The sequence below is a fragment of the Mesorhizobium sp. RSR380A genome, from assembly GCF_054719385.1.
Window position 1 is genome coordinate 5,055,999 of record NZ_JBTTIB010000001.1, and the last position, 22,504, is coordinate 5,078,502.

Consider the following 22,504-nt stretch of genomic DNA (forward strand, 5'->3'; position numbering starts at 1 on the left):
TCAGAGGATACGGTGAGCCGGTTAAGTGCACGTCCCTGAAATCGGAATGGTTTTCGCCGAAGGGCCATGCGTCACAAAAGCGTGTTAGAGGCATGGCACGTCCAGCGGCGCTCCAAGGGACGGTTGGCGGGGAAGAGCAGGAACCATGAACGAACTGAAGCCGGTGCAGAGCGAATTCATCAATGTCGAAGTGGCGAGCCCCGAGGGCGGCAACCCCGATCGGTTCGTCAACCGTGAGTTCTCCTGGCTGCAGTTCAACCGGCGTGTGCTCGAGGAATCACAGAACGAGCACCATCCGCTGCTCGAACGCGTCCGTTTCCTGTCGATTTCGGCCGCCAATCTCGATGAATTCTTCATGGTCCGCGTCGCCGGCCTTGCGGGCCAGGTGCGCGAAGGCATTGCGCTCAAGAGCCCCGACGGCCGCACGCCGGAGCAGCAGCTGGAACAATTGCTGCGCGAGGTCGAGCGGCTGCAGGAGGACCAGCAGAACAGCCTTTCGGCGCTGATGTTGCTGCTCAACAAGGAAGGCATTGAGAGCATCACCCGCGATGCACTGACCAAGGATGAAAAAGTCTGGCTGGAAGACCATTTCCAGGACCAGGTTTTCCCGGTGCTGACTCCACTGTCGATTGACCCGGCGCATCCGTTTCCGTTCATTCCCAATCTCGGCTTCTCGATGGCGCTGCAATTGCGCCATCGCAAGAATGGCGAGGAGATGAGCGCGCTTCTACGCCTGCCGGTGGCGCTGAAGCGCTTCATCCGTCTGCCCGACCGCAAGCAGCACGTTCGCTTCATTCCGTTGGAGGAGGCTGTCGGCCTCTATATCGGCAAGCTGTTCCCCGGCTATGAGGTCAAGGGTTCCGGCACCTTCCGCATCATCCGGGACAGCGATATCGAGGTCGAGGAAGAGTCGGAAGATCTCGTGCGCCTGTTCGAGACGGCGCTGAAGCGGCGCCGCCGCGGTTCGGTCATCCGCATCGAATTCGACAAGTCGATGCCCGGCGAATTGCGCGAGTTCGTCGCCGGCGAGCTTGGCGTCTCTTCGAGCCGCATCAGCGTTCTGACCGGCCCGCTGGCGCTCAGCCAGATTTCCGAGATCGTCGCCGTGCCACGCGACGACCTGAAGTTCACCCCCTACAATCCACGCTTTCCCGAGCGCATCCGCGAGCATGGCGGCGACTGTTTCGCGGCCATCCGCGAGAAGGACATCGTCGTTCACCACCCCTATGAATCCTTCGACGTGGTGGTCCAATTCCTGCGCCAGGCGATGGCCGACCCCGAGGTGGTGGCGATCAAGCAGACGCTCTACCGCACCTCCAACGACAGCCCGATCGTGCGCGCCTTGGTCGACGCGGCCGAGGCCGGCAAGTCGGTAACCGCCCTGGTCGAGCTCAAGGCGCGCTTCGACGAGGAAGCCAACATTCGCTGGGCGCGCGACCTCGAACGCGCCGGCGTCCAGGTCGTGTTCGGCTTCCTCGAACTCAAAACCCATGCGAAAATGTCGCTAGTAGTGCGGCGTGAGGACGGCAAGCTGCGCAACTATGTGCATCTCGGCACCGGCAACTACCATCCGGTGACCGCGCGCATCTACACCGACCTGTCCTTCTTCACCACCGATCCGACGATCGCGCGCGATGTCGCCCAGCTGTTCAACTTCATCACCGGCTATGCCGAGCCGACCGATGAGATGCGGATCGCCATCTCGCCGTTTACGCTGCGCAGCCGTATCCTCAAGCACATTGCCGACGAGGTCGCCTACGCGCTGGCTGGCCGTCCGGCGCGCATCTGGATGAAGATGAACGCGCTCGTCGATCCCAACATCATCGACGCGCTCTATGACGCCAGCCGTGCCGGCGTCGAGATCGATCTCGTCGTGCGCGGCATCTGCTGCCTGCGGCCGCAGGTGCCTGGCCTGTCGGAAAACATCAGGGTCAAGTCGATCGTCGGCCGCTTCCTCGAACACAGCCGCATCTACTGCTTCGGCAACGGCCATGGCCTGCCGTCGGACGAGGCGATCGTCTACATCGCCTCGGCCGACTTGATGCCACGCAATCTCGACCGCCGCGTCGAGACCATGGTGCCGATCACCAATCCGACGGTGCATGAACAGATCCTTGGCCAGATCATGCTGGGCAACATCATGGACAACCAGCAAAGTTTCGACGTATTGGCTGACGGAACCTCCCGGCGCGTCGTGCTGGAGGAGGGTGAGGAACCGTTCAACGCGCAGGAATATTTCATGACCAATCCGAGCCTGTCGGGACGGGGTGACGCGCTGAAGTCGCATGCGCCCAAGCGCATCGCGCAGTTCAAGCGTCGCAAGAAGAACAGCGGCTGATGATTTCAACGTCCCAAGGCCGGCTGCAGGATCGCCGGCCGCTGTCCATCATCGACATCGGCTCGAACTCGATCCGCCTTGTCGTCTATGAAGGATTGGCGCGCTCGCCGACCTTGCTGTTCAACGAAAAGATGCTGGCCGGCCTCGGCCGCGGCATCGTTTCGACCGGCAGGCTCGACCCCGAGGCGGTGACGCGCTCGATGGAGGAGTTCCGCCGTTTCCGCGCGCTCTCCGACCAGGCGGGTGCGGAGCACATGTTTGTGCTGGCAACGGCCGCGGCCCGCGAAGCGATCAACGGCCCCGATTTCATCCACCGGGCCCAGGATGTGCTCAAGACCGAGATCCGCGTGCTCACTGGCCGGCAGGAGGCGCATTATTCGGCGCTTGGCGTCATTTCGGGCTTCCACCCCGCCAATGGCATTGCCGGTGATCTTGGCGGCGGCAGCCTGGAGCTTATCGACATCAATGGCGAGGCGATCGGCGACGGCATCACGCTGCCGCTGGGTGGCCTGCGGCTGCAGGACATGGCCAGGAATTCGCTCGCCCAGGCGGCAAAGATCACCCGCGACGAACTGGCGCGCGCCAAATTGTTGAAGGGCGGGCTGGGACGGCCCTTTTACGCCGTTGGCGGCACCTGGCGAAACCTTGCCCGGCTGCACATGGAAATGACCAACTACCCGCTTGGCGTCATGCACCACTATGAGATCGGTGTCGAAAGCGCCGCCAATTTCCTGAAGCAGGTGGCGAAAGGCGAGATCGAGAAGGTCAAGGGCATCGAAGGCGTGTCGAAGAACCGCCGCTCACTGCTGCCCTATGGCGCGGTCGTGCTGCAGGAGATCATGGCGGCGATGCAGCCGTCGAAGATCATCGTCTCGGCATTGGGAGTGCGCGAAGGGTTTCTCTATTCGCTGCTCGACCCTGCCGAGCAGAAGGCCGATCCGCTGGTCTCCGCTTCGGAGGAACTGGCGCGGCTGCGGTCGCGCTCGGTCACCCATGCGCATGAGCTTGTCGAATGGACGGACAAGACCTTTGCCGCCTTCGGCATCGACGAGACGGAGGATGAGGCGCGCTATCGCCACGCTGCCTGTCTGCTGGCCGATATAGGCTGGCGCGCACACCCGGAATATCGCGGCAAGCAGTCGCTCAACATCATTGCCCACGCCTCCTTCATTGGCGTCGATCACCCCGGCCGTGCCTTCCTGGCGCTGGTCGGCCTGTTCCGCCACGAAGGCGTGTTCAACGATGCGGCGCCGGAAATCCGCGGCCTGGCGACGCCGCGCTATCTCGAGCGCGCCCGCATCCTGGCGGCGGTGCTGCGCGTCGTCTATCTGCTGACTGCGGCCATGCCCGGCGTCATGCCGCGGCTGAAATGGGAAAACCGCGGCAATGGCACGTTGGCGCTGGTGCTGCCGGCCTCACTTTCCGATCTTTACGGCGAACGCCCGGCCGGACGGCTGGCGCAACTGGCGCGGATCACCAACCGCCGGCTGGTGCTGGCGGTCGAGGGTGGGCAGAGCGTGTCGGTGAAGTAGGCGCGGCCTGACAGCAAAACCATGTCGTCGTCGGCCTCGCGTTCGAGGACCGGCTTCCTCAATCCGTCGCTGCTTCGCACCGCCACCTTCCCCCTCCGGAGGGAAAGGAAGGGAGCCTCGTTGGAAAGCGTTGGCGGCAATAGGCTCGCGCCCTTCCTATACCCCGTCGATCGGGGAGAGGTGGCTCGGCGAAGCCGAGACGGAGTGGGGGTCGACCTGCCTCGGCGAGGAATCAACCTGGGACGATATTTGACGATATCAGACCGCGGCGCGGCGCCCGTCGATCGACCAGGCCCCGGCGCCGGCCATGGCTAGCGCCAGGAATCCACCGGCGATAGCAATATCCTTCATCAGCATCTGCTGGTGCAGGAAGGTGAGCATCGGGTCATCGCCGCCCTGGCCGTAGTGGCCGATGGAGCCTGCAACGACGCAGAAAGCGGCAAGAAGTATCGCAACGACCGGCGTCTGAAAGCCGACCAGTACCAAGAGACCGGCAATCAACTCGAACAGCCCGGTGCCCCAGGCAGCAAGCGTCGGCAATGGCATGCCGAGGCCGGCGAAATAGCCGGTCGTCCCGGCAATGTCGGCGAGCGCGTGGTAGCCGGAGGGAACGAGCAGGGCGGCGAGCAGCAGCCGGGAAATCAGAAGCAATGCATCGCGGGGCATGGTCATCTCCGTTGTCTGTCCGCCGGCTGTTTCGAGACCGACCCTAGCAGGGATGGGACGAGCGTGCGCTTGGGCAGACAACGAAAAAGCGGCGTGGAAAATTCCACGCCGCTTTTTTCAGGCTTGGGGAGGGAAAGCTCAGCCGCGCTTGGCGTCGATCGAGTAGGCGCCAGGGCCCGAGGAAGCCAGCAGCAGGAAACCGCCGGTGATGGCGACGTTCTTCAGGAAATGGATCATCTGGTTCTGGTCGGCCCAGGCGGTATGGGCGACAAAGGCCGAGGCGATGGTGAAAACCGCGAGCACCCAGGCGGCGATGCGGGTCTGAAAGCCAACGAGCACGGCAAGGCCGCCGAGCAATTCGATCAGGCCGACGACAATGGCCGTTATGGTCGGCACCGGCAGGCCCATGGCGCCGAAATAGCCGGCGGTGCCGGAAATGGCGGTGAGCTTGCCGAAGCCGGAAAGCAGGAAGATGGCGGCGAGCAGGATGCGGCCGAGCAGGATGGTGGTGGAGCTGTTGGACGCGATGCCGGCGCCGGCAGCGGAAGTGTTGATGGACATGGTGGCTCTCCGAAAAGGGTTGATGTCCCGTCAGATAGACCAAGCCGACTGTTCACCAAAGCCGCCAGTCCGGCGACACATTGTTCACAGGACGTACATTTCGGGATCGTTCGACCGACGCAAAATTCTTGTCGCGGCCAGCAGCGGCGGGAGCAAATTGTCCCGCCACACAATTCGGATTTCTAGTTGACGCAATTCCAAAGAGGAAGGGCTGCGCGCTTCGAGGAAGGCACTTCCCCTGGAACCGCTTAACCCGGATGCGTCATGTCCTCCGGCCGCACCAGCCGGTCGTAGTCTGCCTCGCTGACCAGCCCGGTGGCCAGTGCTTCCTCGCGCAAGGTGGTGCCCTTCTTGTGCGCGGTCTTGGCGATCTTGGCGGCATTGTCGTACCCGATCGTCGGCGCCAGCGCTGTCACCAGCATCAGCGAGCGGTCGAGCGCGGCTTTGATGTTGTCTTCGCGAGCCTCGATGCCGACGACGCAATTGTCGGTGAAGGAGATCGAGGCGTCGGCCAACAACTGCACCGACTGCAGGAAGTTGTAGGCCATCAGCGGGTTGTAGACGTTGAGCTCGAAATGGCCCTGGCTGCCGGCGAAGGTCAGCGAGGCGTTGTTGCCGAACACCTGGACGCAGACCTGCGTCAGAGCCTCGCATTGGGTCGGGTTGACCTTGCCCGGCATGATCGAGGAACCCGGCTCGTTTTCCGGCAGCGACAGTTCGCCGAGGCCCGAGCGCGGGCCGGAGCCGAGGAAGCGGATGTCGTTGGCGATCTTGAAGAGGGCGGCGGCCGCCGCGTTGATGGCGCCATGCGAGAACACCATGGAATCGTGCGCGGCGAGCGCCTCGAACTTGTTCGGCGCGGTGACGAAGGCGATGCCGGTGATTTCGGCGATGCGCGCCGCCACCTTTTCCGCAAAGCCGACCGGCGCGTTGAGGCCGGTGCCGACGGCGGTGCCGCCCTGCGCCAGTTCCTGCAGGCCGGGCAGCGTCATCTCGACGCGCTTGATCGAAGAGGCCACCTGCGCGGCGTAGCCGGAAAATTCCTGGCCCAGCGTGAGGGGTGTCGCGTCCTGCGTATGGGTGCGGCCGATCTTGATGATGTGGGCGAAGGCCTTCGTCTTGACCTCGAGCGCAGCGTGGAGATGCTTCAGCGCCGGCAGCAGATCGTGCACGATGCGCTCGGCGCACGCGATGTGCATGGCTGTCGGGTAGGTGTCGTTCGACGACTGGCTCATATTGACGTGGTCGTTGGGGTGCACCGGCTTCTTCGAGCCCATGACGCCGCCCAGAAGTTCGATCGCCCGGTTGGAGATCACCTCGTTGGCGTTCATGTTGGACTGCGTGCCCGAGCCGGTCTGCCAGACGACCAGCGGGAAATGATCGTTCAGCTTGCCGTCGATCACCTCTTGCGCCGCCTCGATGATCGCCTTGCCGACTGCCGGATCGAGCCGCTTCAACTCCATATTGGCTTCCGCCGCCGCTCGCTTGACGATGCCGAGCGCACGCACGATCGAGGCCGGCTGCTTTTCCCAGCCTATCCTGAAATTGCCGAGGGAACGCTGCGCCTGCGCGCCCCAGTAACGGTCGGCGGCAACCTCGATGGGGCCGAACGTGTCGGTTTCGGTTCTGGTCCTGGCAGCGGTCACTTGTATCTCCGACGATCGAATTCGGCAACGGCGTATCGCGTTGCACAATGGCCTTCAAGCAGAGATTGCGGCCGGCAGGCAGTAAATCGGTTGAAGCGGTAGCGCCGGCCTTCGGGATCCTGCACCCTCCACTTTCGTGTGAAGGAAATTGCTCCTCAGTGCGGCTTGATCCCATAAAGTGGACGGAAACTTGCGGATTTAGCTCGATGAGATCATGTCGAGCTGGCGGATTGCTCTACGCAAACTTCCCCCAGGATCAGCAATGCGCAATTCACGTCTACCTACGAGCGACGCTGCCACACAAACTACCATCCGTGCCGGCGTCTCACTGGCAACAGCAGCGATGAGGTAGCTTATGCACTTGTCCTTCTGTTGGTAGTGTGCTGAGAGTTCTGCAAATTCGCTGAGAGGGGGCGGTCATGGCAGGCTGGTGATTGTTCACGTCACCTGATTCCCGCGAAGGAACGCCACCATGACCAAGACTGAAGTTAAGACCGCCAGCGCTGCCGTCAAAGACATTTTGCTTTCGAACCCGGATGGATTGCACGAAGTGCTCCGTGCGGTGATGCAGGAGGTGCTTGAGGCCGAGATGGACGAGGCGCTGGGTGCCTCGAAGAGCGAGCGCACGCCCGAACGGCTTGGCTATCGCTCGGGCTATTACGGCCGCACCCTTGTGACGCGGGTCGGCAAGCTCGAGCTGCGGGTTCCGCAGGACCGGGCCGGGCGCTTCTCCACCGAGCTGTTCGAGCGCTACCAGCGTTCCGAGCGGGCCTTGGTGGCGACACTGGCGGAGATGTATGTGCAGGGCGTGTCGACCCGCAAGGTGAAGGCGATCACGGAAGAACTGTGCGGCCATGCCTTCTCGGCCTCGTCGATCTCGGCCATCAACAAGCGGCTGGACGAGAGCCTCGCTGCCTTTGCCAGGCGCCCCCTTCAAGAGCCGTTTCCTTACCTCATCCTCGATGCGCGCTACGAGAAGGTGCGTGAAGCCGGTGTTGTCATGAGCCAGGCGGTGCTGATAGCGGTCGGTATCGACTGGGACGGAAGGCGCCAGATCCTGGCCGTGGAGATGGCCAATCGCGAGAGCCGCTCGGCCTGGAGGGACTTCCTCGTCGGCCTCAAGGCGCGCGGCCTCAAGGGCGTCGAGTTGGTTGTGTCCGACGATCACGCCGGCCTGGTGGCAGCGATCGGCGAGGTGATCCCCGAAGCCGCCTGGCAACGCTGCTACGTGCACTTCCTCAGGAACGCGCTCGATCATCTGCCGAGGAAGCACGGCGACGACTGCCTGCAGGAATTGCGCTGGCTCTACGACCGGCGCGATCTCGCAGAGGCCAGGGCTGATCTTGCCGCATGGCTTGCCAAATGGTCGGCACGCTATCCGCGCCTGACAGGCTGGGCCGAGGATGCCATCGAACAAACCCTGACCTTCTTCAGGCTGCCCAGACAGCACCACAAGCATCTCAAATCCACCAACATGCTGGAGCGGCTCAACGAGGAAATCCGCCGGCGCACCTATGTCGTGCGCATCTTCCCCAATACCGAAAGCTGCCTGCGCCTGGTCAGGGCGTTGGCCGTCGAGACCAATGAAAACTGGATGGAGGCCAACCGATACATCAATATGGACGACCTGCGCGAGCACAAGAAGCTCGCTCTGCGCCAAGCCGCATGACCAGCATCATGGCCGCCCCATTTTGCAGAACTTGACGCACACAACCCTTCTGTTCAGTTTCCCGACCAAAATCCGGCATCGCATCCGGATCGAGCTTCGGATCGCGAAGCCGAGAATTTCAAGTCCACCCTGGGAGCGCCTCCACATAGCCTCGGAGATTTCCAAGATGCATGGCGGCAAGGTCGAAGCCGTCTCGACGTCGCAAAGACGCTCTTTGTCCTCCGTATTTTGCTGAAAGCGCGCCTGATCGCGGACCGTCAGCTCGGAACCTTTTTCCTCCAACGGCGCAGCTTTGTCCTGAGATAGGATCTGTAGCCGAACGGAAGTGTTCGCCGTCCGGAAGGCGTGCTTGTCCGCGCCTCCAGACGCTGGCGCACGACGCTCATCAGTCTGCAGAACGCGGGTGTTTCCAATGATTGCACCCGTTTGACGAGATTGTCGGGCAATGGCTTTGAGCGCCAGTCGAAATAAGCCTCGTAGTCTTGCGGCGTTGCGATCAGGTGCTGGAGATAGGCTGCAAGATCGCTGGCGCTGGCGAAGGCACTGGCGTCAATAAAGGAGTGCTCCGGAACGAACTCGTCCACATTGGGAGCGCCAAGGTAGATCGGCACCGTGCCGGCCATGAACGCGTCATAGATTTTCTCGGTGACATAGTCGGCCTCGATCGAGTTCTCCATGGCCAGGCAGAATTTGTGCCGCGCAATGGTTTCGATCTTGGTCTTCGAGCCCAGATCGGGGCCAGAGACCGATCGGTTGTTGCGATATCGGCCATAAGAATCGATCTTGATGTGGCGCGCCAGTTCGTTCGCCAAATCGACACGGCCGCTATAATTCAGGCCGGCCGACTGGAAGAGTGCGACCGGCGCTTCTTCCGTTTTCGGCACGATTGGTCTGGCCAGCGCATCTTTCCACCACACCGCACGCGGAAGGTAGGGTACCCAGACATCGGACCGGGATTCATGCGTCATGATGATATCGAAGTGCCGCATGATTTTGGGGTCAGCAAGTCGCTTGTAGTTTTGGCCGCATTCCATCGACCAGGCGACCCAATATTGACCAGGGTATTTGTAGGCATCGCCAACTTCGCGAAAGTTCGGAATATGGAAGACGACTGCCGCGGCCTCGGAAATCCGTCGTTTGTCCAGTGTCCACCGCCCGGGCATTTCGCACTGTATCGACGCGATATCGACGGGTTTGCTGAAGAACGTTGTGTAGAAGAGGATCAGTGGATCGATAGACGGCATGGCACCACGAATGTCTGAAGCATTGCTCATCTGCAGACAGACGCGGTATCGCAAGTTTGGTCAAGTGCTCCGCTTGTTCGAGGCAGAGGGCCGTCCAAACGGTCACCCCGCCGTATACCCGCCATCGATCGCGAAAATGCCGCCGCTGGTCCACGCCGCCTCGTCGCTGGCCAGATAGACGGCGATGCCGGCAAGATCGCTGGTCTGGCCGATGCGGCCGAGCGGGTAGCTGCGCTCGACATAGGTTTTCAGCTCGGCCTGCGCTGCCGCCGGCAGGTTGTCGATCGACTTGCGCCGCATGGCGGTGTCGACCGTGCCGGGCGCAATCGCATTGACCCTGATGCCGCGCGGACCAAGCTCGAAGGCCAGCGACTTGGTCAGCGAATTCAGCGCGCCCTTGGACAAGGAATACAGGCTCGACGGCCGCTTCGGGATCATCTTGTCGGCGAAGTAGGACGAGATGTTGATGACGGAGGCGTTGGCGCCGAGATGCGGCAGCAGCCGCTGGGTAAGGAAGAACGCCGCCGTCACATTGAGCGCGAAGGATTGCTGGAATTGGTGCTCGGTGACGGTCTCGAAAGGCACCAGATAAGCGACGCCGGCATTGTTGACGAGGATGTCGAGTGGGCCGGTTGCTTTCGCGCGATCGACCACGGCATCGATGCCGGAAGAGGTCGAGAGATCGGCCGACTGGGTGCCGACGTTGCCCGCCGCCGCAAGTGTCTCGCGGGCGGTCTCGAGCTTGCTGGTGTCGCGACCGACGATCAGCACGTCGGCGCCCTCGCGCAAGAAAGCTTCCGATATCGCCAGGCCGATGCCGTCCGAGCCGCCGGTCGCCAGTGCTCGTTTGCCAGAAAGTCTCATTGAAGGCCAAGTCGCATCGAATGCTCTCGCTGTTGCCCGCGTCACGAAGGCAATGCCGATCGGCGAGGGCGGTCAAGCCGCCGGCCTATCGCTCAGTATGAACTTCGGTTGGCCGCGTGCCGATCCGGTTACGCAGCAGCGACTGCGACGTCGGCGTCAGGCGCAAGGTTTCGGTCCGCCAGGTCACGTCGGCCGCTTGCCATTGGGGCGAAGCGACAACTGCGGCTTCGTAACTGGCATGCGCCTCGGGACTGTCGAAACCCGTCACCGCGATAAAGACGTTTTCGCTCAAGCGCACCGGCAGGCGGGGAAAGCTGTTTTCAGCGTGCTCGGTGATGAAGGCGCCAAGCAACCGTCCGCCGGCGCCGATAAGGATCGGAACGGCGTCCGTTTCGAAATTGCCGGCGAAATCGGCTTCGGCGCCAGACCGCAGATGATGAATCTGGATGACAACAACACCGGTCAAGCGATTGTCTGCGCTAAACTTTCCATCCGCCGGCATGGCGCCTCGCTGCGCGCCTGACAGATCGAAGCCGGCGCCTGGCCATGCCGGCTTCAAGAGCAGCACATCGTCGGAATCGATCATCGTCGCATTGGCGGCGTCGCGGTGCGCCGTCCACACCGGCCCGTCATAGAAGGCGGTGAGCGCCTGCTTCCGCGCTTCCATGCCATCGAAGCCGCGCAGCCAGACGAACATGTCGGGGCGGTCGAGGTCGCGGAACTGTCCGATGATGGTCATGCCGGCGTGTTCCTGGCCTTCGATGAACCGACTGTCGAAGATGTCGATCAGCGTCTCGCGCCGTCCCGGCTTCAGCGTGTACTGCCGCAACTCGACGACAGGCGAAGCGAGCAGGCTTGCCGTCGCAGGCGCATTCAGGGGTACGGTCATTGTGTCGTCTCCAAAAACAGGATGATCATCCGGTTTATAAAACAGACCGGTTGTCCTGTTTTGTCAATCTGCTATCGTTGGCAAATGTCAGCAGAGATTGCTCGGGCTCCGAAAGGGCCGCCGCGAAAACGCACCAACGATCCCGAAGGGCTGCGCAACAAGGTGCTCGATATCGCCGAAGCGTCGTTCCAGGCGCGTGGCTATCATGCATCCGCTCTTGGCGAGTTGATGACGACCGCAGGCGTCAGCGGCGGCGCGCTGCATCATCATTTCCCGACGAAGAAGGCGCTCGCTCTGGCGGTGATCGAGGAGCGCGTGGCAGCGGCCCTCGATGAAACCTGGATCAACCCTGTACGGGCGGCAGGCTCGGCGCGCGAAGGCGTGCGCGCGGTGTTCGAGGCGGTGGCGACCGAGCTTGAGCAGCAAGGCTTCGTGCGCGGCTGTCCGCTCAACAATCTGGCGCATGAACTGTCGCTCGCTGACCCGGATTTCCGCGCCGCTCTGGACGATATCTTTGCCGGATGGCGTCAGGCGGTTGCCGACAAGGTGCGAGCCGACCAGCAGTCGGGGAGGGAGCAGGGCACCGACCCCGAGCGCTTTGCGGCACTCGCCATCGCCGCCTATTCCGGCGCCATGTCGATGGCCAAGGCGGCACAGGATGCCAGCGTGCTGCGCGATTGCCTGGCCGAACTTCAGGGCAGCTCAACGCCGCCATTCCCGAGCAGAGCGAAGCGGCGTCGCAGGATCCTGCTGCGGCCGGGAAAACCTTGAGGCCGGAACTGCGCTGTTCTAGTTGGAAAGCGGCTTGATCGTCTCGTAACCGTTCACCGATTCCGCGCTGGTCCCTTCGTCGTAACGCCGGGCGAGAGACGCTTGCAGATCGGGAGCATAAAGCGCGGTGAATGTGTCCAGCGTTTCGCCGGCGCCGTTCTTGAAGGTCTCCGTGACCGCCAGCACGTTGTATTTGCAGCCGCCGACGCTGAACGTCTCCTTGCCCTTGACGACCAGGCTCAGTGTCTTGGTGCTCTTCGGCTGCTTGTTCGGCGACAACTCGACGAATTCGATCGTGCTCTTGGCTCCCGTCTTCAGCGGAAACAGTTTTCGCAGATCGGAAAACGGAATCGTCGCCACCCGTCCGGTATCGCTGTCGCGAAACACTTCGACCAGGCCGGCAAACAGGAACTGTGTCTGCGGCGATTGCGATTCGTAGTTGTTGGCGACGGACACCATGCCGCCGGCCACCGGCCGAAACTCGCTGCGGACGCCAGGCATTTCCAGAACGAAGCCGGCCTTGGCCGATTTTGCGTCGACACAATCGGCGGCATGCACCGCAGCCGCCGGTAGCAACCCAGCCAGCACCACGCCTATCGAAACGACTCTCATGAAATCCTCCCCCTCTGCTTGTATTTGCTACGCGCCAGCATGACCCAAGAAATGCCAGAGCCACAGTGCCGTGTCGACCTGCCATTCCTGGCAACTGGACGGTGGGGCGCCGGCTGTGCTGAATTTCAGGTCATGAATCGCAAGCTCGTCCTCTCCCGTCGCAATTTCCTCGCACAGGCAGCCGGCCTTGCCATGGCTGGCATGCTGCCGCGCGCCGCGCTTGGCCAGACCGGCAAGCGCATCCAGCCCATCGACGCCACCTTTCTGTTCATCGCCGACGTCCATGCCTGCCGCATGTCGAGCGGCCTCAGCCCCAACTGCCTGGAGGAAGGCAAGACCGACGCCGCCTTGCTGCGCAATGTCGCCGCTCTCAACGGCCTCGCCGACCGGCAATGGCCGGCCGAGATCGACGGCGTCGCCACTGGCCTGCATTCGGCCGGCAGCCGCATCGGCGCGCCGCTCGGCCTCGTCGTCGGCGGCGACATCACCGACGATGGCGGCGGCCAGATCACCGAGCCCAGCGAAGGCACGCAGCTTTTGCAGTTCAGCCAGCGCTATCAACAGGGCGTCGGCCCCGATCGCGTGCACATGCCGGTCTATGTCGGGCTCGGCAATCACGATCTCGACCAGAACGGCTCGCCGCCCCATGTCGACTGGTACCGGCGTGAATTGCGCGACTATGTCGAGATCAACCACCGCCCCGGCGTGTTCTTCAAGCCGCCGGTGCCGGCCACCGAATACGATGTCGACACCGACTGCTATTCCTGGGACTGGGGCGGCCTGCATCTCGTCCAGACTCACCGCTTTGCCGGCGACACCGGCCATGGCGCGGTGAGCAGCCTGCCGTGGCTGAAGCAGGATCTGGCGATCTACGCGGCGGATGGCCGTCCCGTCATCCTGTTCCAGCACTATGGCTGGGACACTTTCTCGGTCGAGCGCTGGGATCCGGCCAAGCGCACCTATGACGATGACGGCGCAGGCGCGCCGCATTGGTGGAGCGAGGCCGACCGCCAGGCGCTGCTGGGGGCGCTGAAGGGCTACAATGTCATCGCCATCTTCCATGGCCATCAGCACGAAGTGCCGATGATCTACAAAAGCGATGGCCTCGACCTGTTCAAGCCGAAGGCCGCCTATATGGGCGGCTTCGCGCTGGTGAGGGTAACCGGGGACAGCATGGACGTAGTGCTGGGCGAGGCGGCCGGCGACCAGGGCGAGGTCAAGTTCACCAGCGCCTTCAGCAAGAGCCTCAGCCTCTGACAAGAAAAAGGCGGCCTTGAGCCGCCCTCCTCATTGCCTGCGAGATCGGGTCAGAGCGCCTTTTTGATCTTGTCCTTCACGTCGCCATAGACCTTCTGCACCTTGCCGGCGGTCTTGTCGGCCGTGCCTTCGGCCTGGGTCTGCCTGTTGCCGGTCGCCTTGCCGCCGGCCTCCTTGACCGAGCCCTTGACCTGCTTGGCCACGCCGGCAACCTGATCCTTGTTCACCATCTTTACATCTCCTGGGGTTTCCGGGGATCCTTCGCAAGAGGCAAACGGGCCGGCTTGGCTTAGGTTCCCTGGGCGGCCGATCATCGTCGCATATGGTCGCTTATATGGTCGCCGAAACGCTTTGCCGCGTCGTATCATGTGACTAGTGTGACGAAATTTTGGGGAGACCGCCTTGGCTGAATTTACGCTCATCATCGCCAACAAGTGCTTTTCGTCCTGGTCGCTGAGGCCATGGGTGGCGATGAAGCATCTGGACATCCCTTTCGAGGAAGGTTTCGTGCGCCTGCGCACGCCCGAAACCTTTGCCGCTCTGGCGAAAGTCTCGCCCACCGGCCTTGTGCCAGTGTTGAATCACAATGGCAGGATTGTCTGGGAAACCCTTGCCATCCTTGAATATCTGGCCGACCTGTTTCCGGAGAAAAAGCTTTGGCCTCAGGATATCGGCGCCCGAGCGCTGGCCCGCTCGGTAGCGACCGAGATGCATTCCGGCTTTCGCGAGGTGCGCTATGGCTGGCCGATGAATTTGCGCCGGCCGAAGGGCCACAAGCCGCTCGACGCCGAAGGCGAAATGCAGCGCGCGCGCATCGAAACGATCTGGCGCCAGTGCCGGGAACAATACGGCAAAGGCGGCCCCTTCCTGTTCGGTCATTTCACCGCGGCCGATGCCATGTATGCACCTGTCGTCACCCGCTTCGACACCTATGGCGGCAAGCTCGCGCCCGACACGCGCGCCTACGTCGACGCCGTGTTGGCAACGCCGGCGATGCGGCACTGGTATGCGGAAGCAGCGAAGGAGACTTGGCCGGAACCCGGCCCGGACGAATAGGACCACTAATGACATCACGGTGAGTGACCGATGGCCAGCAATGATGGACCGCGTGAGACTACCGCGCCAACAATCTTCCACTGCCGGCTGATCCCGCCTCGGCCGGACTTCGCCTTCACCCTGACGGAGGAGGAGAGGGAGTTGATGGGCCGGCATGCCGACTATCTGCGCGGCAAGCTTGCCGAGGGCACCATGATCCTGGCCGGGCCGGTCGCCGACCCGGCCGGCCCTTGGGGTCTGCTGATCCTGCGTGTCGGCAGCGAAGCCGAGGCAAGAGCGGTCACCGACGGCGATCCGGTGTCGAGCTCCGGCCGCGGTTTCCGCTACGAGATCCTGCCGCTGATCAGCGCGATCCTGTAGGCCGCCAGCGTGAGTTTAAGGAAAGTGTGAAACGGTTTTCCCTTGGGAATTGCGTCAGACAACGGCACTTACAAGAACGCCTCTCGCACCGTTTAATGTGCGGGAGGCGTTCTTTTGCCAGCATTACCGAGATTGCTCTCTGAATTGCTGACACCACGGAAATGCGCCGGCTTGCGTTTGGTTCCGGGGCGTGGAATATTTTTGGAACGCCTCGAGCTCCGCCACCTCGTCAGTTGAGGCTTATGCCTCAGGCACCCTCAGGTTGAATTTGGGCTCCGGCCAAACCAGAAATTGACTCGGCGCTAAAAGAAGTCTATAAGAAACATGTCGATATTTGTTTGACCGACTTTTGTTATCCGCGCATGATGCGCGCCTTTGACGAACTTCCCCATCAAAAATCGAGACAAAACGCTGTTGTGCAGTCGCACGATGGTGAACGAATATTTGCCAGGGAAAGGGTTCTTCATGGCCACCGGCACAGTGAAATGGTTCAACGCCACCAAAGGTTTTGGTTTTATTCAGCCTGACGACGGCTCCGCCGACGTTTTCGTCCACATCTCGGCCGTAGAGCGCGCCGGCATGCGTGACATCGTCGAGGGTCAGAAGCTCGGCTACGAGATGACCCGCGACAACAAGTCGGGCAAGATGTCCGCCGACCAGTTGAAGGCGGCCTGATAAGGAATTCGGCCTTCCGGTGACCACGGATGTACTGGCACCGATGAAAGGCTGAAAGGAGCGCCTTGCGCATCCAACTGGATGCGCGGCGCTTTCATGGAAGGTCAGGCGGTGCCTGGCCTTTTTCATTTTGTGCGTCATGCCGCTAAAAGTGCGCCGCACGCCGGCCGGAACGTGCTAAGGGACGATCCAGCAATCTGAACCGCCCATACTGCCCCGCTGCCGTATTGCTTTGGTCGTAATCGAAGACCGCTCTCGCTCTATCGGCACCAGGCCCCCGACAGGAGAAAGTTTTGACCACTCAATCCAAGACCGCCGAACAGGCCGGCTCGCTGTTCAGCAAGACGCAAACCCAGTCGATGTCACTCAACCGCATCCTGTCCGAGCGTGATGCCGTCAGCGAGGCGCGCGAAGCCAAGACCGCGCGCTTGCGCGAACTGCGCAAGGAAAAGGAAGCCGACGACATGGCAGCGGCCGCAGCCCATGCGGCGCTGCCGAAGCGGGCAGGCAAACGCTGATGGCCACCAAGCGCGTACCGCCGACGCCGATCGATGCCGATGCGACCATAGCGTCCATGGTCCCGGGCCTGGACAAGCCGGTCGAATATGTCCGCCGTGTGCTGGAAAAGCTCGAGCGCTGCAAGCGCGCGCATGGCGATGCCCAGGTGCGCGTCGGCGTGCGCGGCCGTGCCGAAGCCCCGAACTATCTGGTCGAATATGTCCGCGAGGACAAAAAGACCCAGGAGCGCGTGACCTACCAGGATGCCGCCTATAGCGGCAGCACGCATCGCGAACTGGCGGCGCACCACATTGCCGAGGCGAGGAACTGGTCGCCCGAGGAAATGAACATCACAGCGGTCTCGGCGCTGATCGGCCGCTTGCGCAATCCGCGCGCACCATCATCCCGCTTTTCCGACGAGGACTGACATGGCCATAAAGTTTTCCACCAAGGACCAGCCGGCAGCGCCGGCTGCTGCCACTGCAAAGCAGGCCAAGCCCGCTGCCGCGCCGAAGGCCGCCGAACCGTCGGCAACCGATCTGTTCGAGGCGCCAGCCGCCACGCCCAAGGGCAAGGCAGGCAAGAAGAAATAGCGCCTTGCCGCACCAAGCCGATCGCAATCTCGCAGCACCTGGGCTGGTCGCGTTGGCCGCCAGGGATATCCGGTCGTCAAAACAGGACGACCAGCCGGTTTTCGATTGCCAGAGCTGCGGCGCCTGCTGTTCCTACTCGGCCGAATGGCCGCGCTTCTCGACCGAGGACGATGCGCAACTTGACCGGATTCCGGAAAAGTTCGTGTCCGCCGACCTGTCCGGGATGCGCTGCGAGGGCGTGCGCTGTTCGGCGCTTACGGGCGAGATCGGCAAGCACACAGCCTGCGGCATCTACGAGATCCGCCCGGACGTCTGCCACGCCTGCATGCCTGGCGGCGACGATTGCCTGATGGCGCGCAAGGCGCACGGGATGCCAACGATCTAGCCGACGCCCACCTTGCCTCATCCCACATCCCCCGATAGCTTCCACTACGGGCAGGGCGTTGGAGGAACCATGAGCATCGAATTCCTGTTGACGTCGCTGATCGTCGTGGCTTCGCCCGGCACCGGCGTTCTCTACACGCTGAGCGCCGGGCTTTCGCGAGGCGCGCGCGCCTCGATCACTGCTGCATTCGGCTGCACGCTTGGCATCATCCCGCATATGGCCGCCGCCATCACCGGCCTGGCGGCGCTGCTGCACACAAGTGCTGTCGCCTTCGAGACGCTGAAATATCTCGGCGTCGCCTATCTCCTCTACATGGCCTGGAACACGCTGAAGGAGAAGGGCGGCCTGAGCGTCGATGAAAACGCGGCACCCCGCTCGGCAGCCAAGGTCATCACCTCCGGCATCCTGATCAACATCCTTAACCCGAAGCTGTCGATCTTCTTCTTTGCCTTCCTGCCGCAATTCGTCAGCACGACCGAACCGAACGCATTTGCCAAGATGCTGGAGCTCTCGAGCGTCTTCATGCTGCTGACCTTCGTCGTCTTCGTCGCTTACGGCATCTTTGCCGCCTCGATCCGCAGCCATGTCGTGTCGCGGCCGATGGTGCTGACCTGGATGCGCCGCACCTTCGCCGGCGCCTTTGTCATGCTTGGGGCCAAGCTGGCGCTTGCTGATCGATAGAACAGGATCTGGCAGGCATCGGCCTACTCTTCGTCGGTTCCGGATCCGGTCCGGATGCCTAGACGCCAGGCGGAGGGCGGAAGGCCGATCATCTTCTTGAAGGCGCGGCTGAACGCTGCCTCGGATTCGTATCCGATTTCAGCGGCGATGCTGGCCATGTTGCTGGAGCCGGCGCTGAGCAGCTCCGAGGCGATCTGCATGCGCCATTTGGCGAGATAATGCATTGGCGGCATGCCGACCAGCCTGGTGAAGCGTTCGGCGAGCACGCTGCGCGACAGCGCGGAGTCCTTCGCCAGCGCCTCCACCGTCCAGTTATGCGCCGGTCCGGTCGTGGATCAGCGCCAGTGCCCTCGCCAGGTGCGGATCGCGCAGGCCAGCCAGCCATCCCGTGGTTTGTGGCGGCAGCGATTCCAAGTAGCGGCGCAACACGTCGACAAACATCAGTTCGCTCAGTTTGGTGAGCACCGTTTCACTGCCTGCGCGCTTTTGCGCCACCTCCGTGACAGCCAGGTTGATGAACTGGCTGAGCCAGCCGCCATCGCCTTTGGCATCTCCGGCCTTGATCACCGACGGCAAAGCCTCGAGCAGTGGATTGAAAGGCTGTGCATCACAGGCGAGATAGCCGCAAACCAGCCTGGCCGAGGCCGCGCCGTCGCCGGCGCAGTTGATGTAAAACGGCATCCGGCCGGCTGTTGCGATGTCGAGAACGTCGGCTGTCGGCGGATCGGCGCGCAACGCCGGATTGCTGGACATAATGTGCGGGTCGCTCCTGGTGAAGACGACGACTTCGCCGGCCTCCAGCGCGATCGCTTCCTGGCCGACGATGCGCGCGAAGCAGCGACCGGCCGTTACCACATGGTAGGAGATCAGATGGTCCGCACCGGGCAGGATCTTCGGCCGGATGGACGATGGCGCCGGCGAGCAGACGGCCCACGGCTCGTGGCCCTCAATGTCAAAAAACGTCGCGCCGGTAAGGCGTACCGTCCTCAACAGGTCAGACAGAGCATCCCCGGCCATTCCGTTTCGTCCCGCACCCGGCTAGCCGGTGAGCCATCCCTTTCGAGTTCCGGACGCGCTGTCAAGCGAGGCGGACGCCGTATCATTCAGTTCGCGGCCAGAACTCCTAAACCTGCACCGGTGCTCAAGCGCTGCCGAGAGTGGGCGCTGAGTGCTGTCGAAACCAACCAGGGACAAAAGTCAGGACGGTACATAAGGGCGGGTGTTTTTGCGGCGCCGTGGAAATCGAAGTGCACGGAGCCGCCGAGGCAATGGGCTATTGCCATTGCGGTTCTTGTCGATCGTGGTCGGCGTCTCCCGTGAACGCATTCACGCTGTGGAAGCCTCAGAACGTCAAGGTCACCGGGGGCGCGGAGTTCCTGTCCGGGTTCGAGAAGACCGAAATGAGCGATCGCCAGTTCTGCACGAAATGCGGTGGTCATCTGATGACCGTTCATCCGCCGCTCGGCCTGGTCGATGTCTATGCGGCAACGATACCAGGCGTGAAATTCACGCCTGGGGTTCACGTCAACTACGCTGAGACCGTGCTGCCGATGAAAGACGGGCTGCCCAAGCTCAGGGACTTTCCGGCTGAGCTCGGCGGCTCCGGCATCGCGGTGCCGGAATAAGGGCCCGGCCACTGCTCGCCATTTTTGACAACGACAATTCAAGACAGGAGATTGTTCATGGAAATCGCAACATTTCGCGCCACGCAGGAGCCGATCAAGGATCTCTATCGCAGGGATGCGAAGGCCGCGTTCCTCACCTTGAAGGCCAAAGGCGTCGCCGACGCGTCCACCGTCACCTGCCAGGTCGAGACCGGACGCGGGCTGGCGCTTGCCGGCATCCATCCGATGGCCGGGGGCAGCGGCCAGGAACTATGCTCCGGCGACATGCTGCTGGAGGCGCTGATCGCATGCGCCGGTGTCTCGATGCGCGCGGCGGCGGCCGTGCTCGAAATTCCGATCAGGTCCGCCGAAGTTTCCGCGGAAGGTGACGTTGATCTTCGCGGCACGCTCGGCGTGACTGCGGGTGTTCCAGTGGGCTTCAAGGAAATCCGCTTGCGGTTCGACATCGACACCGACGCTCCCCAAAGTCAGCTCGACCAACTGCTCGAACTCACGGATCGCTATTGCGTGATCTTCCAGACCATCCAGAACAGTCCCAGCACCACGGTGAAGCTGCACCGCGTCATCCAGTGACCAGAAAACCGGCCCGGAAACTCGACTTGAGCGAGATTCCGGGCTGGGAACGGTAGTGCCGTATCGGGCAACGCTTCTATCCCTTGACGTAACCCATCGCCTCGACGATCAGCCCGTCCGCGACACGCATCAGGTTGACGCCGCGGATGGAGTTGCCGTCGGCCATGAAGTAGCGCCAGCGGATCGTCGCCCGTTCGCCGGCGACGAAGGTTTCCTCGAGGTCGAAGCGCGTGCCGGGCTGGGTAGCGATCGCCGACCATAGGTCAATGCACGCCTCTTTGCCGGCATGGCGGGCGCCGTCCGGCGCCGGCACGGTGTTTTCGATAACGCAATCCTGCGCCACCAACTCGGCAAGCGCGGACGGATCGTGCAGCTGGAACACATCGTTGAAGCGATGCATGATCTCGGCCGTCTGCCGGGACAAATCATTCCCGGCTGCGTCCATGATAAGCTCCTGTTTCATCATATTCTCCCGGTTTCATTGATCTTTGACGGCTTTGACCAGCACGGCCTTTAGGGTGATCTGAGGCACGCCGGCCAAGGCGCGCGAGACGAGGCAAGTCGCCTTGGCCGACTGCGCCAGGCGTTCGAACTCGTCTTCGGCGAGATCCGTGACCTCCGCCTCCGTTTCGAGCTCGATGCGGGTGATCGTCGGCCCGGCGGCGGTCGCGCCGAGATGCACCTTGGCGACGGTGCGGATGGTGCGGGCGACGTGGCCTTCCTGGCCGAGGATGAAGGTCAGCGCCATCGAGAAGCAGCCGGCATGTGCTGCCCCGATCAGCTCTTCGGGATTGGTGCCCGGACCGTTCTCGAACCGCGACGGAAAGGAATAGGCGCCTTCGAAGACGCCGCTGCCAAGCCGCAGACGACCGCCGCCTTCCTTCAGCGTGCCTTGCCATTCTGCGGAAGCTTCACGGATGGTCATGGTCGTTCTCCTGGTTCGGGGTTGAAAAGCGGGCAATTGGGTCAGGCGCAGTCGATGACAACCTTCCCGAACACGTCGCCCTGCTGGAAGTGGCGGTACGCTTCGGGGGCTTCGGCAAAGGGGAAGACCCTGTCGACAACGGGCTTGAGGCGATGCTGCGACACGGCGCGCAGCATGGCCTCGAGATTGCTGCGGCTGCCGACGAACAGGCGGCTGATGGTGGCGAGGCTGCGCTGATAAAGCGCTGCCGGCATCTCGATCGATCTGCCACTGGCGTCCTGCAGCGTCAGCAGCACGATGTGTCCATAAAGCGTGCTGGCAATCAGCGACTGCGCGAAGGTGGCCGGGCCGCCGGTTTCGACGACGAGGTCGATGCCGCCTGTCTGCTCGCGCGCCCAGCCGCCCCATTCCGGTATGTCGGTGCTGGAGACAACGAGGTCGGCGCCCAGCGCCCGCAGCCTGTCGGCCTTCTCCGCGCGCGATGTGATGGCGACAACCCGGCAGCCGAGCAACTTGGCGAACTGCAGAGCAAACAGCGAAACGCCACCCGAACCGATGGTGAGAACCCATTGACCAGGCTTCGGAATCCGGGTCCCGGTCACCGCGTTCCAGGCCGTCACGCCGGCGCAGGTCAGCGTCGCCGCTTCGTGCCAGCTCAGATGATCGGGCAGTCGCGCCGCCCATTGTTCGTCGAGCACGGCAAACTCAGTCAGCATGCCGTCAAGCGTACAGCCGAGCTGGTCGATCAGACCGGCATTGATGCGGCCATCGATCCAGCGGGCGAAGTAGCTGCCGGTGACGCGGTCGCCGACGGCAAAACGGGTGACGGCATCGCCGATTGCGACGACGTCACCGGCTCCGTCGCTCAGCGGCACGATGCCTTGCCGCGCCGGCAAGGGATAGGTGCCGCCAAGGATCATCGTGTCGCGCCGATTGAGCGAGGCGGCGCGGACTCGCACCACGATCTCATGCGGTTTCGGTTCCGTCCGCGCCTCGTCGCGCATCGCCAGGGATTCGGTTCCACCAAACCCTTCGAGACGGTAGCTGCGCATGTCACTCTCCTTAATAGTATATAGACTGATCC

At 62.6% G+C, this 22,504-nt stretch carries 28 protein-coding genes; 15 read left to right on the forward strand and 13 right to left on the reverse strand.

Annotated elements, in window-relative coordinates; all coding sequences use genetic code 11:
* The first annotated feature begins 145 nt into the window (after positions 1–145).
* Complete coding sequence (locus ACYG9Z_RS24460; RefSeq protein ID WP_023753130.1) at positions 146–2,338, forward strand: RNA degradosome polyphosphate kinase; 2,193 nt, start codon at positions 146–148, stop codon at positions 2,336–2,338.
* Positions 2,338–3,870, forward strand: a complete 1,533-nt coding sequence (ppx, locus tag ACYG9Z_RS24465; RefSeq protein ID WP_023753129.1) for an exopolyphosphatase — start codon at positions 2,338–2,340, stop codon at positions 3,868–3,870. Before ACYG9Z_RS24460 ends, ppx begins: the two co-directional genes overlap by 1 nt.
* Positions 3,871–4,128: 258 nt before the next feature.
* Here ppx and ACYG9Z_RS24470 read toward each other — a convergent pair whose 3' ends face one another.
* From ACYG9Z_RS24470 to fumC, 3 genes are all read right to left on the reverse strand, one after another.
* Positions 4,129–4,536: a DoxX family protein gene (locus ACYG9Z_RS24470; RefSeq protein ID WP_031244280.1), complete on the reverse strand. Its 408-nt coding sequence runs from the start codon at positions 4,534–4,536 to the stop codon at positions 4,129–4,131.
* Positions 4,537–4,674: 138 nt separating this feature from the next.
* Positions 4,675–5,097: a DoxX family protein gene (locus tag ACYG9Z_RS24475; RefSeq protein ID WP_023753127.1), complete on the reverse strand. Its 423-nt coding sequence runs from the start codon at positions 5,095–5,097 to the stop codon at positions 4,675–4,677.
* A gap of 248 nt (positions 5,098–5,345) precedes the next feature.
* On the reverse strand, positions 5,346–6,743 hold the full coding sequence (gene fumC, locus ACYG9Z_RS24480; RefSeq protein WP_023753126.1) for a class II fumarate hydratase: 1,398 nt from the start codon (positions 6,741–6,743) through the stop codon (positions 5,346–5,348).
* Positions 6,744–7,215: 472 nt separating this feature from the next.
* On the opposite strand from fumC, the gene ACYG9Z_RS24485 reads away from it, so the two are divergent.
* Positions 7,216–8,412, forward strand: coding sequence for an IS256 family transposase (locus ACYG9Z_RS24485; protein ID WP_286456782.1), 1,197 nt, complete (start codon positions 7,216–7,218; stop codon positions 8,410–8,412).
* A 257-nt stretch (positions 8,413–8,669) separates the two neighbouring features.
* Here the strand turns inward: ACYG9Z_RS24485 and ACYG9Z_RS24490 are convergent, their stop codons facing one another.
* The 3 genes from ACYG9Z_RS24490 to ACYG9Z_RS24500 all read right to left on the reverse strand — a co-directional run bounded on the left by ACYG9Z_RS24490 (position 8,670) and on the right by ACYG9Z_RS24500 (position 11,409).
* On the reverse strand, positions 8,670–9,686 hold the full coding sequence (locus ACYG9Z_RS24490; RefSeq protein WP_023752090.1) for a glycosyltransferase family 10 domain-containing protein: 1,017 nt from the start codon (positions 9,684–9,686) through the stop codon (positions 8,670–8,672).
* A 72-nt stretch (positions 9,687–9,758) separates the two neighbouring features.
* Entirely contained in the window at positions 9,759–10,520 is a 762-nt protein-coding gene (locus tag ACYG9Z_RS24495; RefSeq protein WP_023752089.1) for an SDR family NAD(P)-dependent oxidoreductase, read from the reverse strand.
* An 85-nt stretch (positions 10,521–10,605) separates the two neighbouring features.
* Positions 10,606–11,409 (reverse strand): NIPSNAP family protein, encoded by an 804-nt coding sequence (locus ACYG9Z_RS24500; RefSeq protein WP_023752088.1) that lies wholly within the window; start codon positions 11,407–11,409, stop codon positions 10,606–10,608.
* 84 nt (positions 11,410–11,493) lie between these two features.
* Here ACYG9Z_RS24500 and ACYG9Z_RS24505 point away from each other — a divergent pair, with 84 nt between their 5' ends.
* Positions 11,494–12,180, forward strand: coding sequence for a TetR/AcrR family transcriptional regulator (locus ACYG9Z_RS24505; protein ID WP_023689911.1), 687 nt, complete (start codon positions 11,494–11,496; stop codon positions 12,178–12,180).
* 18 nt (positions 12,181–12,198) lie between these two features.
* Here the strand turns inward: ACYG9Z_RS24505 and ACYG9Z_RS24510 are convergent, their stop codons facing one another.
* Positions 12,199–12,792, reverse strand: a complete 594-nt coding sequence (locus ACYG9Z_RS24510) for a hypothetical protein (RefSeq protein WP_023752087.1) — start codon at positions 12,790–12,792, stop codon at positions 12,199–12,201.
* 132 nt (positions 12,793–12,924) lie between these two features.
* Between ACYG9Z_RS24510 and ACYG9Z_RS24515 the strand changes: the two genes are divergently transcribed.
* Complete coding sequence (locus ACYG9Z_RS24515; RefSeq protein WP_023752086.1) at positions 12,925–14,049, forward strand: metallophosphoesterase; 1,125 nt, start codon at positions 12,925–12,927, stop codon at positions 14,047–14,049.
* Positions 14,050–14,099: 50 nt separating this feature from the next.
* Here the strand turns inward: ACYG9Z_RS24515 and ACYG9Z_RS24520 are convergent, their stop codons facing one another.
* Positions 14,100–14,279 (reverse strand): CsbD family protein, encoded by a 180-nt coding sequence (locus ACYG9Z_RS24520; RefSeq protein WP_023671498.1) that lies wholly within the window; start codon positions 14,277–14,279, stop codon positions 14,100–14,102.
* A gap of 172 nt (positions 14,280–14,451) precedes the next feature.
* On the opposite strand from ACYG9Z_RS24520, the gene ACYG9Z_RS24525 reads away from it, so the two are divergent.
* From ACYG9Z_RS24525 to ACYG9Z_RS24560, 8 genes are all read left to right on the forward strand, one after another.
* Entirely contained in the window at positions 14,452–15,105 is a 654-nt protein-coding gene (locus ACYG9Z_RS24525) for a glutathione S-transferase family protein (RefSeq protein ID WP_023689914.1), read from the forward strand.
* A 30-nt stretch (positions 15,106–15,135) separates the two neighbouring features.
* Positions 15,136–15,465, forward strand: coding sequence for a YciI family protein (locus tag ACYG9Z_RS24530; RefSeq protein WP_023723612.1), 330 nt, complete (start codon positions 15,136–15,138; stop codon positions 15,463–15,465).
* Between the two features lie 465 nt (positions 15,466–15,930).
* A complete protein-coding gene (locus tag ACYG9Z_RS24535) occupies positions 15,931–16,140 on the forward strand; it encodes a cold-shock protein (RefSeq protein WP_023671502.1) in 210 nt (69 codons plus the stop codon).
* A 293-nt stretch (positions 16,141–16,433) separates the two neighbouring features.
* Positions 16,434–16,658 (forward strand): hypothetical protein, encoded by a 225-nt coding sequence (locus ACYG9Z_RS24540; protein ID WP_023715195.1) that lies wholly within the window; start codon positions 16,434–16,436, stop codon positions 16,656–16,658.
* Positions 16,658–17,065 carry a hypothetical protein gene (locus ACYG9Z_RS24545; protein WP_023671504.1) on the forward strand — a complete coding sequence of 136 codons (408 nt, stop codon included), beginning with the start codon at positions 16,658–16,660 and terminating at the stop codon, positions 17,063–17,065. Before ACYG9Z_RS24540 ends, ACYG9Z_RS24545 begins: the two co-directional genes overlap by 1 nt.
* A 1-nt stretch (position 17,066) precedes the next feature.
* The gene (locus ACYG9Z_RS24550; protein ID WP_023671505.1) at positions 17,067–17,231 is read left to right on the forward strand and encodes a hypothetical protein; all 165 of its coding nucleotides are present in this window, start codon (positions 17,067–17,069) and stop codon (positions 17,229–17,231) included.
* A 52-nt stretch (positions 17,232–17,283) separates the two neighbouring features.
* Positions 17,284–17,616 (forward strand): YkgJ family cysteine cluster protein, encoded by a 333-nt coding sequence (locus tag ACYG9Z_RS24555; RefSeq protein ID WP_023671506.1) that lies wholly within the window; start codon positions 17,284–17,286, stop codon positions 17,614–17,616.
* A gap of 69 nt (positions 17,617–17,685) precedes the next feature.
* Positions 17,686–18,297: a LysE family translocator gene (locus ACYG9Z_RS24560; protein ID WP_023689918.1), complete on the forward strand. Its 612-nt coding sequence runs from the start codon at positions 17,686–17,688 to the stop codon at positions 18,295–18,297.
* A 23-nt stretch (positions 18,298–18,320) separates the two neighbouring features.
* Here ACYG9Z_RS24560 and ACYG9Z_RS24565 read toward each other — a convergent pair whose 3' ends face one another.
* Both ACYG9Z_RS24565 and ACYG9Z_RS24570 read right to left on the reverse strand, forming a co-directional pair.
* Positions 18,321–18,602 (reverse strand): helix-turn-helix domain-containing protein, encoded by a 282-nt coding sequence (locus ACYG9Z_RS24565; protein ID WP_084566301.1) that lies wholly within the window; start codon positions 18,600–18,602, stop codon positions 18,321–18,323.
* A 7-nt stretch (positions 18,603–18,609) separates the two neighbouring features.
* Positions 18,610–19,314 (reverse strand): cupin domain-containing protein, encoded by a 705-nt coding sequence (locus ACYG9Z_RS24570; RefSeq protein ID WP_084566300.1) that lies wholly within the window; start codon positions 19,312–19,314, stop codon positions 18,610–18,612.
* A 140-nt stretch (positions 19,315–19,454) separates the two neighbouring features.
* On the opposite strand from ACYG9Z_RS24570, the gene ACYG9Z_RS24575 reads away from it, so the two are divergent.
* Complete coding sequence (locus ACYG9Z_RS24575) at positions 19,455–19,922, forward strand: GFA family protein (RefSeq protein WP_023752085.1); 468 nt, start codon at positions 19,455–19,457, stop codon at positions 19,920–19,922.
* A 57-nt stretch (positions 19,923–19,979) separates the two neighbouring features.
* Entirely contained in the window at positions 19,980–20,495 is a 516-nt protein-coding gene (locus tag ACYG9Z_RS24580; protein ID WP_023684308.1) for an OsmC family protein, read from the forward strand.
* Between the two features lie 76 nt (positions 20,496–20,571).
* Here ACYG9Z_RS24580 and ACYG9Z_RS24585 read toward each other — a convergent pair whose 3' ends face one another.
* Genes ACYG9Z_RS24585 through ACYG9Z_RS24595 form a run of 3 tightly spaced genes read right to left on the reverse strand, consistent with a single transcriptional unit; the run spans position 20,572 to position 22,472 of the window.
* Positions 20,572–20,958 (reverse strand): nuclear transport factor 2 family protein, encoded by a 387-nt coding sequence (locus tag ACYG9Z_RS24585; RefSeq protein ID WP_023752084.1) that lies wholly within the window; start codon positions 20,956–20,958, stop codon positions 20,572–20,574.
* A 15-nt stretch (positions 20,959–20,973) separates the two neighbouring features.
* Positions 20,974–21,420 carry an OsmC family peroxiredoxin gene (locus ACYG9Z_RS24590; RefSeq protein WP_023689922.1) on the reverse strand — a complete coding sequence of 149 codons (447 nt, stop codon included), beginning with the start codon at positions 21,418–21,420 and terminating at the stop codon, positions 20,974–20,976.
* Between the two features lie 41 nt (positions 21,421–21,461).
* Complete coding sequence (locus ACYG9Z_RS24595; protein WP_023689923.1) at positions 21,462–22,472, reverse strand: zinc-dependent alcohol dehydrogenase family protein; 1,011 nt, start codon at positions 22,470–22,472, stop codon at positions 21,462–21,464.
* Positions 22,473–22,504 lie beyond the last annotated feature (32 nt).

Excerpts from the sequence above, each read along its gene's own strand:
- ACYG9Z_RS24490 (WP_023752090.1), bottom strand. The coding sequence starts at position 9,686 with ATGAGCAATGCTTCAGACATTCGTGGTGCCATGCCGTCTATCGATCCA.
- ACYG9Z_RS24485 (WP_286456782.1), top strand. The coding sequence starts at position 7,216 with ATGACCAAGACTGAAGTTAAGACCGCCAGCGCTGCCGTCAAAGACATT.
- ACYG9Z_RS24545 (WP_023671504.1), top strand. The coding sequence starts at position 16,658 with ATGGCCACCAAGCGCGTACCGCCGACGCCGATCGATGCCGATGCGACC.
- ACYG9Z_RS24470 (WP_031244280.1), bottom strand. The coding sequence starts at position 4,536 with ATGCCCCGCGATGCATTGCTTCTGATTTCCCGGCTGCTGCTCGCCGCC.
- ppx (WP_023753129.1), top strand. The coding sequence starts at position 2,338 with ATGATTTCAACGTCCCAAGGCCGGCTGCAGGATCGCCGGCCGCTGTCC.
- ACYG9Z_RS24510 (WP_023752087.1), bottom strand. The coding sequence starts at position 12,792 with ATGAGAGTCGTTTCGATAGGCGTGGTGCTGGCTGGGTTGCTACCGGCG.
- ACYG9Z_RS24595 (WP_023689923.1), bottom strand. The coding sequence starts at position 22,472 with ATGCGCAGCTACCGTCTCGAAGGGTTTGGTGGAACCGAATCCCTGGCG.
- ACYG9Z_RS24570 (WP_084566300.1), bottom strand. The coding sequence starts at position 19,314 with ATGGCCGGGGATGCTCTGTCTGACCTGTTGAGGACGGTACGCCTTACC.
- ACYG9Z_RS24530 (WP_023723612.1), top strand. The coding sequence starts at position 15,136 with ATGGCCAGCAATGATGGACCGCGTGAGACTACCGCGCCAACAATCTTC.
- ACYG9Z_RS24515 (WP_023752086.1), top strand. The coding sequence starts at position 12,925 with ATGAATCGCAAGCTCGTCCTCTCCCGTCGCAATTTCCTCGCACAGGCA.
- ACYG9Z_RS24585 (WP_023752084.1), bottom strand. The coding sequence starts at position 20,958 with ATGAAACAGGAGCTTATCATGGACGCAGCCGGGAATGATTTGTCCCGG.
- ACYG9Z_RS24475 (WP_023753127.1), bottom strand. The coding sequence starts at position 5,097 with ATGTCCATCAACACTTCCGCTGCCGGCGCCGGCATCGCGTCCAACAGC.
- ACYG9Z_RS24500 (WP_023752088.1), bottom strand. The coding sequence starts at position 11,409 with ATGACCGTACCCCTGAATGCGCCTGCGACGGCAAGCCTGCTCGCTTCG.
- ACYG9Z_RS24505 (WP_023689911.1), top strand. The coding sequence starts at position 11,494 with ATGTCAGCAGAGATTGCTCGGGCTCCGAAAGGGCCGCCGCGAAAACGC.
- ACYG9Z_RS24520 (WP_023671498.1), bottom strand. The coding sequence starts at position 14,279 with ATGGTGAACAAGGATCAGGTTGCCGGCGTGGCCAAGCAGGTCAAGGGC.
- ACYG9Z_RS24590 (WP_023689922.1), bottom strand. The coding sequence starts at position 21,420 with ATGACCATCCGTGAAGCTTCCGCAGAATGGCAAGGCACGCTGAAGGAA.
- ACYG9Z_RS24580 (WP_023684308.1), top strand. The coding sequence starts at position 19,980 with ATGGAAATCGCAACATTTCGCGCCACGCAGGAGCCGATCAAGGATCTC.
- ACYG9Z_RS24495 (WP_023752089.1), bottom strand. The coding sequence starts at position 10,520 with ATGAGACTTTCTGGCAAACGAGCACTGGCGACCGGCGGCTCGGACGGC.
- ACYG9Z_RS24560 (WP_023689918.1), top strand. The coding sequence starts at position 17,686 with ATGAGCATCGAATTCCTGTTGACGTCGCTGATCGTCGTGGCTTCGCCC.
- ACYG9Z_RS24550 (WP_023671505.1), top strand. The coding sequence starts at position 17,067 with ATGGCCATAAAGTTTTCCACCAAGGACCAGCCGGCAGCGCCGGCTGCT.
- ACYG9Z_RS24535 (WP_023671502.1), top strand. The coding sequence starts at position 15,931 with ATGGCCACCGGCACAGTGAAATGGTTCAACGCCACCAAAGGTTTTGGT.
- ACYG9Z_RS24460 (WP_023753130.1), top strand. The coding sequence starts at position 146 with ATGAACGAACTGAAGCCGGTGCAGAGCGAATTCATCAATGTCGAAGTG.